Origin of the sequence: Bacillus sp. RC252, from assembly GCF_044909215.1 — a bacterium.
Classification (GTDB): domain Bacteria; phylum Bacillota; class Bacilli; order Bacillales; family Bacillaceae_G; genus Bacillus_A; species Bacillus_A mycoides.
The window spans coordinates 59,523-71,501 of sequence record NZ_JBIYDV010000001.1 but is presented as its reverse complement, the minus strand read 5'-3'; the positions used below and the strand labels follow the sequence as shown (position 1 = coordinate 71,501).

General features: G+C 38.2%; 13 protein-coding genes and 1 pseudogene. 8 read left to right on the top strand and 6 right to left on the bottom strand.

Annotated features, from left to right (window positions below; all coding sequences use genetic code 11):
* Positions 1 to 40 precede the first annotated feature (40 nt).
* The 4 genes from sufB (at position 41) to yunB (ending at position 4,762) form a co-directional block, all read left to right on the top strand.
* Positions 41 to 1,438, top strand: a complete 1,398-nt coding sequence (gene sufB, locus ABH960_RS00415) for a Fe-S cluster assembly protein SufB (RefSeq protein ID WP_002015928.1) — start codon at positions 41 to 43, stop codon at positions 1,436 to 1,438.
* Between the two features lie 753 nt (positions 1,439 to 2,191).
* Positions 2,192 to 3,607: a bifunctional metallophosphatase/5'-nucleotidase gene (locus tag ABH960_RS00410; protein WP_404442589.1), complete on the top strand. Its 1,416-nt coding sequence runs from the start codon at positions 2,192 to 2,194 to the stop codon at positions 3,605 to 3,607.
* Between the two features lie 65 nt (positions 3,608 to 3,672).
* On the top strand, positions 3,673 to 3,975 hold the full coding sequence (locus ABH960_RS00405) for a YunC family protein (protein WP_404441913.1): 303 nt from the start codon (positions 3,673 to 3,675) through the stop codon (positions 3,973 to 3,975).
* 55 nt (positions 3,976 to 4,030) lie between these two features.
* On the top strand, positions 4,031 to 4,762 hold the full coding sequence (gene yunB / locus ABH960_RS00400) for a sporulation protein YunB (RefSeq protein WP_404441911.1): 732 nt from the start codon (positions 4,031 to 4,033) through the stop codon (positions 4,760 to 4,762).
* 56 nt (positions 4,763 to 4,818) lie between these two features.
* On the opposite strand, the gene ABH960_RS00395 is transcribed toward yunB, so the two are convergent.
* Complete coding sequence (locus ABH960_RS00395) at positions 4,819 to 5,802, bottom strand: M23 family metallopeptidase (protein ID WP_002034579.1); 984 nt, start codon at positions 5,800 to 5,802, stop codon at positions 4,819 to 4,821.
* Positions 5,803 to 5,991: 189 nt separating this feature from the next.
* Here ABH960_RS00395 and lipA point away from each other — a divergent pair, with 189 nt between their 5' ends.
* Positions 5,992 to 6,888: a lipoyl synthase gene (gene lipA, locus ABH960_RS00390; protein ID WP_002015922.1), complete on the top strand. Its 897-nt coding sequence runs from the start codon at positions 5,992 to 5,994 to the stop codon at positions 6,886 to 6,888.
* Positions 6,889 to 6,908: 20 nt separating this feature from the next.
* Here lipA and ABH960_RS00385 read toward each other — a convergent pair whose 3' ends face one another.
* Positions 6,909 to 7,388 (bottom strand): YbaK/EbsC family protein, encoded by a 480-nt coding sequence (locus ABH960_RS00385; RefSeq protein ID WP_002034581.1) that lies wholly within the window; start codon positions 7,386 to 7,388, stop codon positions 6,909 to 6,911.
* Between the two features lie 74 nt (positions 7,389 to 7,462).
* Positions 7,463 to 8,017 (bottom strand): histidine phosphatase family protein, encoded by a 555-nt coding sequence (locus ABH960_RS00380; protein WP_219301043.1) that lies wholly within the window; start codon positions 8,015 to 8,017, stop codon positions 7,463 to 7,465.
* Positions 8,018 to 8,150: 133 nt separating this feature from the next.
* Here ABH960_RS00380 and ABH960_RS00375 point away from each other — a divergent pair.
* Positions 8,151 to 8,462: pseudogene (locus tag ABH960_RS00375) on the top strand (hypothetical protein); the annotation flags it as partial.
* Positions 8,463 to 8,763: 301 nt separating this feature from the next.
* Here ABH960_RS00375 and ABH960_RS00370 read toward each other — a convergent pair.
* Entirely contained in the window at positions 8,764 to 9,579 is an 816-nt protein-coding gene (locus ABH960_RS00370) for a YhfC family intramembrane metalloprotease (protein ID WP_404441908.1), read from the bottom strand.
* Between the two features lie 99 nt (positions 9,580 to 9,678).
* On the opposite strand from ABH960_RS00370, the gene ABH960_RS00365 reads away from it, so the two are divergent.
* Entirely contained in the window at positions 9,679 to 10,410 is a 732-nt protein-coding gene (locus tag ABH960_RS00365; protein ID WP_404441906.1) for a MerR family transcriptional regulator, read from the top strand.
* 28 nt (positions 10,411 to 10,438) lie between these two features.
* On the opposite strand, the gene ABH960_RS00360 is transcribed toward ABH960_RS00365, so the two are convergent.
* The gene (locus tag ABH960_RS00360) at positions 10,439 to 11,017 is read right to left on the bottom strand and encodes a YhcN/YlaJ family sporulation lipoprotein (protein ID WP_002015915.1); all 579 of its coding nucleotides are present in this window, start codon (positions 11,015 to 11,017) and stop codon (positions 10,439 to 10,441) included.
* 118 nt (positions 11,018 to 11,135) lie between these two features.
* Here ABH960_RS00360 and ABH960_RS00355 point away from each other — a divergent pair, with 118 nt between their 5' ends.
* A complete protein-coding gene (locus ABH960_RS00355) occupies positions 11,136 to 11,438 on the top strand; it encodes a YutD family protein (RefSeq protein ID WP_002015914.1) in 303 nt (100 codons plus the stop codon).
* Between the two features lie 10 nt (positions 11,439 to 11,448).
* Here the strand turns inward: ABH960_RS00355 and ABH960_RS00350 are convergent, their stop codons facing one another.
* Positions 11,449 to 11,970, bottom strand: coding sequence for a GNAT family N-acetyltransferase (locus tag ABH960_RS00350; protein WP_404441903.1), 522 nt, complete (start codon positions 11,968 to 11,970; stop codon positions 11,449 to 11,451).
* Between the last annotated feature and the right edge of the window lie 9 nt (positions 11,971 to 11,979).

Genomic DNA, 11,979 nt, shown 5'->3' with positions numbered 1-11,979 from the left:
GTTCCTAAAAACGAGGTTATATAAGGAGGGACACACCAACATGGCGAAGCAACTGCCAGATATCGGCGATTATAAATATGGTTTCAAGGATAAAGACGTTTCGATTTTCCGTGCTGGACGCGGTTTAACAAAAGAAATCGTTGAAGAGATTTCACGTATGAAAGAAGAACCACAGTGGATGTTAGACTTCCGTTTAAAATCACTGGATAAGTTCTATGAAATGCCAATGCCACAATGGGGCGGCGACTTAAACGACTTAGATTTCGATGAAATTACGTACTACGTAAAACCATCTGAGAAATCTGAGAAGTCTTGGGATGAAGTACCTGAGGAAATTAAAGCGACATTTGATAAATTAGGTATTCCTGAAGCTGAGCAAAAATATTTAGCTGGTGTATCTGCACAGTACGAATCTGAAGTTGTATACCACAACATGAAAGAAGACCTAGAAGATCTAGGAGTCGTCTTCAAAGATACAGATAGCGCATTAAAAGAGAACGAAGATATTTTCCGTGAGCATTTCGGAAAAGTAATCCCACCAACAGACAACAAATTCTCTGCATTAAACTCTGCAGTTTGGTCTGGTGGATCATTCATCTACGTTCCAAAAGGTATTAAAGTTGATACACCACTTCAAGCGTATTTCCGTATTAACTCTGAAAATATGGGACAATTCGAGCGTACGCTTATCATCGTAGACGAAGGCGCACACGTACACTACGTAGAAGGTTGTACAGCACCTGTTTACACTACTAACTCACTTCATAGTGCGGTAGTAGAAATCATCATTAAAAAAGATGCATATTGCCGTTATACAACAATCCAAAACTGGGCGAACAACGTATACAACCTAGTTACAAAACGTGCGGTTTGTGAAGAAAACGCAACGATGGAATGGATTGACGGTAACATCGGATCTAAATTAACGATGAAATACCCAGCAGTTATCTTAAAAGGCGAAGGCGCTCGTGGTTTAACATTATCTATCGCGATTGCTGGTAAAGGCCAACACCAAGATGCTGGTGCGAAAATGATTCACTTAGCACCAAACACGTCTTCAACAATCGTTTCTAAATCGATTGCGAAGCATGGTGGTAAAGTAACTTACCGTGGTATCGTACAATTCGGACCAAAAGCGAAAAACTCTCGCTCTAACATCGAGTGTGACACGTTAATCATGGATAACCAATCTACATCTGATACAATTCCTTACAACGAAATCAAAAACGATTACGTTTCACTTGAGCACGAAGCGAAAGTATCTAAAGTATCAGAAGAACAATTATTCTACCTAATGAGCCGCGGTATTTCTGAGCAAGAAGCTACAGAAATGATCGTAATGGGCTTCATCGAGCCATTCACTCGCGAACTTCCAATGGAATACGCAGTTGAAATGAACCGCCTAATCAAGTTTGAGATGGAAGGTTCTATTGGTTAAATAGAAATGCGGAGCCGACTGTCCAGACCCGTTGGCTAAGGTTCTTTCGTACAGAAGATGCTTTTTATCTTCTGGTGCGGAAGGTTCTTAGACATGAGGGTCTAGGAGGCGAAGCTGGACAATATATGAAAGTGGAAGCGGCTCGTTCAGAATGTGAGGGGGATGGAGCTTCTGACGTAGAGGCGCTTTTTGCCTCATAGGAAGAAGTGAAGCCACCGAACATTCTAGCCGCTGGAACTGGATAATATATGTATGAAGAAAGCGCCCTGCATAGCAGGGCGCTTTTTTATGTTGTATATTCGGGTTCGGCTGTAAGATACCCGTGTGGGTGTTCGGTAAAATATATCAGCGATTATTCAAATATATCGACCACAACTCGGAATATATCGGCGATTATTTCAATATATCAGCGGTTCGACAAGGAATATCGATTTGTCGACAAAATAAGACAAAAGAAATCCCAAACATACCCCCCGCAACATTTTATACGAAAAGAGAACGACCAGAGGTAAGACAAAGATACTGACAAATCCGCCGCATTGCTCGCTAAACCTCTCGAAAAATTCCCGCCCAAAACTAATCAACACACTAGAAAAAGTAATATAAAGTTTTCCATATTAAAAGGGCAATCTTTGGCTTTTTCTTATAATGCGAGTACAATGTAGAATAGCAAGAAAAGACGAAAAGTATTTACAGGATTATTGCGTACGTATAGCGTAAATGGCAGTAAGGAACTGAGAGGAGGTTTTTTCTCTGAATATAAATAAAGAAACAATCATCCACCTTTATCATACAAACGATATACATAGTCATTTTGAAAATTGGCCGCAAATTTCTCGGTTTGTACGAGGGGAGAAAAAGCGAAGACAGGAAGCGGGAGAGACTGTTTTAACTGTGGATATTGGCGATCATGTGGATCGTTTTCATAGTATTTCGGAAGCGACAAATGGACTTGGGAATACAAAATTATTAAATGAGGCGTTATATGATTATGTAACGATCGGAAATAATGAAGGAATTACGTTAGCGAAAGAGCATTTGAATCGTCTATATGATGATGCTGGGTTTGAGGTGCTTGTAGCGAATTTATTTGAAAAAGAAGGTGTACGTCCGGCGTGGGCGCAGCCTTATAAATTACATACAACGACAGATGGGATTACGATTGCCTTTATTGGATTAACGGTAGCTTATCCAGAGTTTTATCATATGTTAGACTGGCATATTGAAGATCCAATCATCCATTTAGAGTCTATTTTAGAAGAAGTTAAGGATACAGCTCATATTACTGTTGTGCTTTCTCATCTTGGAAAAAGTATGGATGAGTATATGGCGGAGCATTATGATATAGATGTTATTTTAGGGGCACATACGCATCATTTATTTGAGCGCGGTGTTCTTGTGGATAATACTTTGCTTTGCTGTTGTGAAAAGTGGGGACATTACGTTGGTCACGTTCAGCTTACTGTGGATAAAGAGACGAAGAGACTGTTGAAAAAAGACGGTAGAGCGATTAAGACAGAACGGTTAGGTGCTTATAGCGAGCCGTTATCCACAATTGAAATGCTAAAGGAAGAAAGTAAACAGATAATGGCTGAGCCTGTCGTTCATTTAAAAGAATCATTGCCGGTTGATTGGTTTAAGGAGACGACGTTTTCTCATATGTTGGCAAGTGCACTTAAAGAGTGGTGTAATGCGGATGTTGGGATGGTGAATGCTGGTGTACTTCTTGAGGGATTAAATGAAGGTGTTGTGACGCGCGGAGATATTCATCGGATTTGTCCACATCCCATTAATCCATGTCTGTTAAAAGTACCAGGGAAAACGTTAAGAGAAGTTATTTTGAAAGCGCGCCGCCCGAATATGGAGAATCTTGAGGTGAAAGGATTCGGATTTCGTGGAAAAGTAATGGGGAAAATGATTTACGATGGTTTGGAAGTGATTCCAGATACGATTCCAGGGAATAAAATTTTACTAGAGGATGTATTGATTAACGGCGAATCGCTGGAATTAGACCGGATATATACGGTAGGAACGATTGATATGTTTACATTCGGATACTTATACCCAGAGCTATCCACACTTTCTGACAAACAATATTATATGCCGGAATTGCTTAGAGATGTACTAACAGACATGTTGATAACTTATACATCTTCAGTCAAACTATAGGCTAGTTAACTTGTAACACTCATTTTTCTCTTGTCATAAAGATAAGAAAGAGAGGAGTGTGAACTATGGTTAATGTAGATCCAATTATAATTGATAACTATACGTTCATTGCTGTTAGCGTAAAACTTCCAAAGACAAATTTGCTAGCTGTAATGAGCGATAAAGGATATATTATGTGCGGTGCTTTAGATGTAGGTCTTCTAAATGAGAAGTTAGGTGATCGAGGAATTATTGCTGGCCGTGCGGTTGGTGTAAGAACGATTGAACAACTTCTTGAAGCACCGCTGGAATCAGTAACGACTGGAGCAGAAGCTTTAGGTATTCCGGTAGGCACAATCGGAAAAGATGCACTATTAAAAATGAGATAAGCATATATCGTCCCTCTTTCTTGCATAGAAATAATATAAGAAGGAGGGTTTTCTTATGGGCATATTTCGTTCGAAAAATTCGCGGTTTCGAAGGGGACCGATTTCCTTTCGGTATATACTGCTTATTTCATTTATTATTTTTATCGTAATGGTAGTTCAAGGTTTATGGATTGTAAATAAAAGTATTCAGCCAACGTTAATTAAGTATGGGGAAACAGAGACTCATAAAATGACAACAGCAGTTATGACGAAAGCGGTAAAAGACCGAATTAATGAAGGGTTTGATGTAGATTCATTAATGAAAGTGCAAACGGATAGGAACGGGAAAGTATCTACAATTGATTTAAATACAAAACAAGTAAATGAAATATTAACATCGACTACTGCATACATAGAAAAATATTTACAACAAGTAGAAAAAGGGGATACGAAAGCACTTGGTATTTTTGAAGAGAATGGGGTATCTATGTCAGTTCCTTTTGGGCGCATAACTGATAATGCGCTTCTTGGTAATATAGGACCGGATATTCCGATTAATTTTACGCCAATTGGTCATGTGAATACGGATATTAAACAATTAGTTGAGCCGCAAGGAATTAATAATACGGCGATCAAAATTATTATGGAAGTGGAAGTGACGTTACAAGTTATGATTCCGTTACGCACGAAAGAAATTAAGGTGAAGCAAAACATTCCGATTGCGACGCGCATCGTTCAAGGTGAAGTGCCTACTTATTACGGAAGTGGCGGAGTTACTGTACCAGATAAAAAGAAAACGGATAATTAGTCAGTAGTGTTCTATTGATTTATATTTATAAAAATAACCGTAGCAATTTGCTACGGTTATCGTTTTGTATTTGCTCGTTCTTTTCGTTCCCAAAGGCTTAAATGCATGTATGGATCGAAAGCCCATTCTGTATAGCCATTGTCTTTATACATGCCGAAATGTAAGTGGGGCGGGAATTTTCCAGCTGTACCAGGAGGACCGTAGCCGGTACTACCGACAAATCCGATTACTTTTCCTGGTTCGACAATTTGTCCGAGCTGTATTTCTTTAGAGAACCCGCCTAAATGAGCGTAATAGTGGTAATTATTATGAAGGTCACGAATACCAATGCGCCATCCACCAAGACGATTCCATCCTTTTGTTTCAATAACGCCATAGCAAGTTGATCGTACTGGTACGCCATATCCAGCAAAAATATCGGTTCCTTCATGAATCCTCCTGCCGCCAAAGCTTCTACCAGCACCGAAAGTACTACGATAGCTATGGTCACTGCGAATCGGGAGAGGGAAAGCATTACCTTCTAAATTAATGCGTCCATAATGTTTATAAATTCGGGCGTATTCTGTAATTAATTCAACTGTTTTTGCACGTCTATAATATTCCCAAAGCATAATGTTAATACGGTCTTCCGACGTTCCTTGTTTCTTTAAAATAGTTGCTGCTGTATGCAGAAGATCACGGTCGTTATTTGCATTTGCAAATCCATCTTTGTCACCATCTAAACCCATTCCGCCAAATAGAGAAATTGTATGGGGGAGAGTATCATTACTATTAACAGGTCCAGCCCATATTTCAGGTTTGAAATAAAGGGAAATGATGGCATCTGGTTTTTTCGGAATATCTTTTCTTACGCTCCGTATGTTTCTTTCGTATTGATCCATTGCGGCTAAGTAATACCACGGAATACCGGAAGATTGCTCAGTTTCTTTATATAGTGCCATGCGCTTTTCATATATGCTTTGCTGATTATCTTCACCGTAAGCGATGTTTTGGTGGAGAAGAAAGCAAATCGAAAGCAAAAGAGAAATTTTTCGAAGCATGAAATAGACTCCTTTCACAACATCACTCTTTTTAGTGTGGGATATACGGAGTATTTCATTATAGGGAACGATTGGAAAAAATCTTAGAATCTTCATTTGAGCAAATCGCTTTCATACGTTAGAATAGATATGTTACATTGAAAGAAGCGAACACGGTAAACTATTTCATATTGTGCGGAGTTGATAACCATGACAAAACAAACAGAGTATAAGCGCAAGCCCGAATGGTTGAAAATTAAGTTAAACACGAATGAAAACTATACAGGCTTAAAGAAAATGATGCGTTCTAAGAATCTTCATACAGTTTGTGAAGAGGCGAAATGTCCGAATATTCATGAATGCTGGGCTGTAAGGAAAACAGCAACATTTATGATCTTAGGTGCGGTTTGTACACGTGCTTGTCGTTTTTGTGCGGTTAAAACAGGCTTACCAACTGAGCTTGATTTACAAGAACCAGAACGCGTAGCAGATTCTGTAGTACAAATGGGCTTAAAGCACGTTGTTATAACAGCGGTTGCACGTGATGATTTAAAGGACGGCGGAGCAGCTGTTTTTGCTGAAACAGTACGCGCTGTACGTCGTGAAAATCCATTCACGTCTATCGAAGTATTACCATCTGATATGGGTGGGGTAGAAGAAAACTTAAAAATGTTAATGGATGCAAAACCAGATATTTTGAACCATAACATTGAAACAGTACGTCGATTATCTAACCGAGTTCGCGCTAGAGCAAAATATGACCGTTCATTAGAGTTTTTACGTCGAGCAAAAGAAATGCAGCCTGATATTCCAACTAAATCGAGCATTATGCTGGGCTTAGGTGAAACGAGAGAAGATTTAATTGAAGCAATGGATGACTTACGTGCAAACAATGTGGATATTTTAACTCTTGGACAATACCTACAACCATCTAAGAAGCATTTACCAGTTATTAAATATTACCCACCAGCAGAATTTGCAGAGCTTAAAGAAATTGCACTTAGCAAAGGATTTAGCCACTGTGAAGCTGGCCCACTTGTACGTTCTTCTTATCATGCGGACGAGCAAGTACGTTCTGCAAAAGAAAAAGTAGCAGAAGCGAAATAATGAAAAAAGAGAGCTAATCATTAGCTCTCTTTTTTCTTATACTCTAAAACTTTATTTTGACATGTGGATAAAATCTTTTTTAATTCCTCTGTGGATAATTCAATTGTAAATTCAGGTACACCAGGTGTAATTAAAATTTTATCGTAAGTATAAATTGAACTGTCCACAATAATCGTTACATCTTGTGAATAACCGAAAGGAGCTACACATCCTGGCGTGCAACCAGTCTCTTCTCTTAGCTCATTAGGAGAACAGAGAGATAAGCTCTCTCCTGTTATTTCCTTCATCTCTCCTCGGTTGAGGCGAGTGCCTTCTAACGTAAAGAATACGTAATGCTCCCCGGATTTTGATTTTAAAAATAAGCTTTTACTTGGAGTGCCTTGCAAACCAAGTCTTTCACGAACGATACGATCTGTTTCATAGTCAAGTACTGGTTCGTGTTCAAATTTTTCATAAGAAGCATTTGTTTTATGTAGTAAAGAAAGTACGTCTTCGTACATATTGAATGATACCCCTCTCTATTGTTAATACAGTCTCTTCTCGTGGCGTCAACTGAGTGTTTTGGAAAGGGATACTATTTGGACGATGCTTCCCATAATCGTTTTATGAAACTTTGTTCATCGATTGTAATTTCGTAAACATCAGGATTCGTTAAAGTTCTCCATTCACTAAAGCCGATCGTACGATCAAAGTGCTTTAAAATGAGCGTAAGTAAGTTTCCATGTGTAACGAGTAGTGTTGTAGTATGGTTTAACTTTAAAACGTCTTGGATAAGCGATATAGCACGGTCCGTTGCTTGTTTTGTTGACTCTCCGCCTGAAAAGGCAATATCTATGTTTGTAAAAGTAGATTCTAGTTTTTGCATCCAATCATCCATCGGAACGTTGCTTAATATACGTTCAGCTAATCGTTCATCCTCTTCGATAGATAGGTTAGCTTTGAGCGCATAGGGCCGAATGGAATCGATAGCTCGGACAAATGGGCTCGAAATAATATGATCTATTTGTAGCTGATTTTCTAAGAGGAATGCAGCAAGGGTGTTAGCTTGATCTTTTCCGGCAAACGTTAATTCGGCATCACGTTTTTGTCCAGTTGCGGAACAATGTCGTATTACAATAATTTTCTTCATAATTCATCCCCATCTTTCAAGTTGACGCTATATACTTCGACAAATGTGGAAATAATTCCTTTTTATTGGAAACGGAATAGTGATCTAAGTATGTGGAAAAGTAATGTGGATAATGAAAATTTGAGGTGCAATTATGAAAAAAATGATATGCATTGTATTCAGTATTTGTTTTCTCGCGCAATTGTCCACAACATATGCACAATCAAATCAAAAATTAGACTATCCAAGCAATCGAAATAAATCGTTTGTGAATGAAAATCTATTTTATGAACAGTTAGATAAGAAGGTCTATAAGGAATACAAAAATGCTTCGTATAGTGTTCGAAAGAAAATTTTATGGAAAGAAGTACAAGATGCAGAATTTACCTTCCGACAAAAAACAGCTGTCGGCTGTCGTAGTAGAGTGGTGATTCAGGATTCGTTTGTTCATCCAGATCGCCAAGTTTACCCCGCATTAACGGGCAGTAAGACTCCCACCGCAAAATTCAGTTTTAAAGAAAAGTAGTTAAATGGGAGATCAACTGCCCGTAAAAGCCCGATTGGTTCAACTAATAATCAGTGGATAAACCCCCACTGATTAAAGTTTCACTTTATTTTTTTGGTTCCTTTTCTCAAGATGAAGTAGATGAGTTTCATAAGTACATCGTTATAGATGCAGAAACAAAGAGGGAGCTGCGAGGGGGGAAAAGTTATCATCACTACGAAAATCCATATAAAAAATAACCCACCAACTGGTGGGTTATTTTTTACTCTGGCACACTTACTAATTTCTCTTTCATTTTACGAATAAGAATGAAACCACCAATCGCGAAGAGAAGAGTAATTCCTTCTGCTACAAAGATGTTAATCATTTTTGTTTGGTAAAGTGCTGCGAAAAAGTCTACAAGTGCGTGGAATAGTATAGCGTATACGAGGAAGATGTATTTCTTTTGTTTTACCGCGTATAAGACAAGCATTGTGAAGGCAATTTGCAGAACGAGTGCCATAATTCTTTCTAAGCTACCAAGTAAGTATAAGTAGGCAGGTTGCTGAATTAACATGTCCTGTAAACGACTGAGCTCAGGCATTTTTTCAACCATTTGAGCGAAACTTCCGTTGTTAATGGAATTAGCAAAGATTAATGCTTGTAGGGCAGAGAATCCGCCAACTAAAATGGATTCAATCCCGCCATGACCAATTCCATAAGCGAAGCCATCTTTATATTCTAGATATTTTTTTAGTAGGAAGAAGAAGGCAACGAAGCGTCCTAATTCTTCAAAAATACCAGCAGTTAGTCCGCCATAAATTGCAAAGACATACGGATTTTCTAAAAATGGAGCGATTGCTGGATTACCACGCATAAATAGGTGGAACGGTGTTTCGAGAATTTGGGTAAATCCAATAAAGATAAGAACACCAACGCCGACCACTTTCCAATTAATATTATATTTTTTACGGAAATAAACGAGTACAATAATTGGGACCAGAACCGAAACAACGAGTTGAAATATGATGCTGGCAATTACAGTATTTGAAACCATACTTTCACCGCTTTCTAATATATGTACATATCTATTATGCATGAAATATGGGAGAGATGAAACTTTTAGAGATAAATGAATTTACTTATTGACTCTAACGTTGCGTCATACTTTATCGTATGTATTAAGGGGGAGATACGCATGACAATGAGGGTAAAAGAAGTAGCTAATTTAGTTGGGATTAGTGTGCGCACACTGCATCATTACGATGAAATTGGGTTGTTAACCCCAGATGAGACGACAGAGTCTGGATATCGTCTGTATTCCAATGGAAATTTAGAAACGTTGCAGCAAATTTTGTTTTTTAAAGAGCTAGGCTTCCCTTTGAAGAAGATTAAAGAAATTATCAAGAGTCCGTCATTTGACCACAAAGAAGCACTACAGCTTCATAAGAAAATGCTTCTTGAAAAGCGAGCTAGGTTGGATAAAGTGATAGCGACGATTGATAAAACAATTAAGCATACAAAAGGAGACATTGAGATGACAAATAAAGAGAAATTTGAAGGATTTGATTTTAGTCATAACCCGTACGAAGAAGAAGCACGTGAACGATGGGGAGATGAGGCTGTAGATAAAGCGAATAAAACAGCGAAGGGTATGTCTACAGAGAAACAGGAGGAGTTTAATACTATTTACAGAAATCTAGCGACACTTCGAAATGGAGCACCGGATTCTAAAGAGGCACAAGAAGCAATCGGGGTATGGTACGATTACTTGCAAAACTTCGGTGAATATTCATTAGAGGCATTTAAGGGACTAGGTCAAATGTATGTTGCTGATGAGCGCTTTACGAAAAATATTGATAAGTTTGGCGTGGGATTAGCGCAGTTTATGTGTGATGCGATGGAGGTTTATGCAAACCGTAAGAAATAGTAAAAAGGTGGAGGTTTTCTCCACCTTTTTATTTTTTTATCATATCATTTAAAGTTTGATCCCCCGTATTGTTCAAATGAGGATTATCGCTCATTTCACGTTTTAACATATCAAGACTTTGTTCATATTCTTTATCGTTTAAGCTACCAGATTGAAGACCTTGAATTTGAGAAATCAACTTTTGGTTTGTTGATACATATGCTTTATAATAGCGAGGGACGATGGACAAAGCAGTTTTATATACTTGATCTGTTACGAGTTTCGGATCCGTTGTGTTTGCACGGTATACAACGAACACTTCGTCGTCGGTAACGAGTGTAGCGGCATTGGTGACGTCAGGAAGTTTGACTGTCATGCTCGTAATCATTTCGGCGACTTTCTCACGGTTAATGGCTCCTACTTGTTTGTTAGATACTTCATGTTTTTGTTTAGATGAATAGCCCACCCTTGTGAGCCGTGTATTTGTATTTTCCGTATGATACATGTCGTTTTTGTTGGAAACAAGAACACGACTTCCTTCTTCACGCTCCATTTCGGCTTTATTAGTTGATTGGCAGCCTGCAAATAAGGAAAGAGTGAGAAGAGAGAGTATAATTTGTTTTTTCACGATGTAGCACCTCCTCCTCCATAGCATGCACTAATTTTCAATTTTTTGTATTTGAAATTGTTGGTTGTTATGCTTTGTGATACGATAAAAAGAAGAATTCTTAGAGAGGAAGTTCATAATGGAGCAAAAACAAGAGATTCATACTACGGTGAGCGTTAATAATGTTCAGTACGAAGTGATTAAAAACTTTCGTGACGGTTTTAGTGAAGAAGCACTTAAAGAGCGCTATGCAGAAATTTTAAATAAATATGATTATATCGTTGGAGACTGGGGTTATGAGCAACTTAGATTGCGCGGATTCTTTGATGATAGTAATCAACGTTCGACATATGATACGAAAATTAGTACTTTATCAGAGTATTTATACGAGTACTGTAACTTCGGTTGTGCACACTTTGTATTACGAAAAGTGAAGAAATGAAAAAATCCTCTTACGATTGTAAGAGGATTTTTTCATAGCAATTATACCAATTATGAGGAGGCTGTTTACTTGCAAAGTAAACAGCACCTCGACAAATATAATTATTTTTTTCATATAAGCTTAATGAAACGGGATTACCTGTAAAGCAATCTAGGCGTATTCCTTTGTAGCCCATCTGTCTTGCTTCGCTTTCCCAAAAGGATAAAAGTACTTTACTATATCCTTTGCCTTGCGCGAGCGGATGGATGACAAAAGAGTGGACGATAAGAAAGCGTCCGTCTATTTCTGACCAGTCAATTAGTTTGTATTCTGGAGACTCTGCTTCGTTTAAGACAACAGCACCGACAAGTACTTGATCTTGGAATAGACAATACAATTCGGCCTGTTCTAGATGATAGGAAATGTGTTCTCGCGTCGGATAAGAATCATCCCATTGGTAAATTTGGTTCTGTAAGAGTAATTCTTTGCATGCTGTATACATTACATCTAAGTCATTCAATAAATCAATCGTACCTTTTTTCACCTTTAACATGCGAGTCCT

Excerpts from the sequence above, each read along its gene's own strand:
- ABH960_RS00380 (WP_219301043.1), bottom strand. The coding sequence starts at position 8,017 with ATGAAGAAAATTATTGTAATACGACATTGTTCCGCAACTGGACAAAAA.
- ABH960_RS00405 (WP_404441913.1), top strand. The coding sequence starts at position 3,673 with ATGGTTAATGTAGATCCAATTATAATTGATAACTATACGTTCATTGCT.
- yunB (WP_404441911.1), top strand. The coding sequence starts at position 4,031 with ATGGGCATATTTCGTTCGAAAAATTCGCGGTTTCGAAGGGGACCGATT.
- sufB (WP_002015928.1), top strand. The coding sequence starts at position 41 with ATGGCGAAGCAACTGCCAGATATCGGCGATTATAAATATGGTTTCAAG.
- lipA (WP_002015922.1), top strand. The coding sequence starts at position 5,992 with ATGACAAAACAAACAGAGTATAAGCGCAAGCCCGAATGGTTGAAAATT.
- ABH960_RS00350 (WP_404441903.1), bottom strand. The coding sequence starts at position 11,970 with ATGTTAAAGGTGAAAAAAGGTACGATTGATTTATTGAATGACTTAGAT.
- ABH960_RS00395 (WP_002034579.1), bottom strand. The coding sequence starts at position 5,802 with ATGCTTCGAAAAATTTCTCTTTTGCTTTCGATTTGCTTTCTTCTCCAC.
- ABH960_RS00355 (WP_002015914.1), top strand. The coding sequence starts at position 11,136 with ATGGAGCAAAAACAAGAGATTCATACTACGGTGAGCGTTAATAATGTT.
- ABH960_RS00365 (WP_404441906.1), top strand. The coding sequence starts at position 9,679 with ATGACAATGAGGGTAAAAGAAGTAGCTAATTTAGTTGGGATTAGTGTG.
- ABH960_RS00370 (WP_404441908.1), bottom strand. The coding sequence starts at position 9,579 with ATGCATAATAGATATGTACATATATTAGAAAGCGGTGAAAGTATGGTT.
- ABH960_RS00385 (WP_002034581.1), bottom strand. The coding sequence starts at position 7,388 with ATGTACGAAGACGTACTTTCTTTACTACATAAAACAAATGCTTCTTAT.